Consider the following 278-nt stretch of genomic DNA (forward strand, 5'->3'; position numbering starts at 1 on the left):
TCTAGGCCCAGCACAAGACACCGTTGAGAAAGCGCTCAATGGGTGCTTATCTGATCGCTAGCCGGTTCCTTTGAAAGAGTGGCTCTGTCTCGGTGGATGAGGCAGAGCTTGGCCATGCAAACATCCGGTTGAGGGCTGGTTCGCGCAGGTTTGTTAGCGCCGCAAGATGAAACAAAATTGAAGATACGTCGTCGCAATAGGCAATTTTCTTTCCGGCAGTAGCCCTCTGAATAGGCGAACATCATGAATCGCGCGAGGTCTTCGACCTTGCCCTTAAG

General features: G+C 52.2%; 1 protein-coding gene. It reads right to left on the bottom strand.

From position 1 onward, the window contains the following. Positions 1-35: 35 nt before the first annotated feature. Positions 36-278, bottom strand: a 243-nt coding sequence (locus ACPYOJ_RS35240; RefSeq protein ID WP_481420368.1) for a hypothetical protein, incomplete at its 5' end; no start/stop codon positions are given.

Source organism: Rhizobium sp. SVR5-9E (assembly GCF_056755095.1).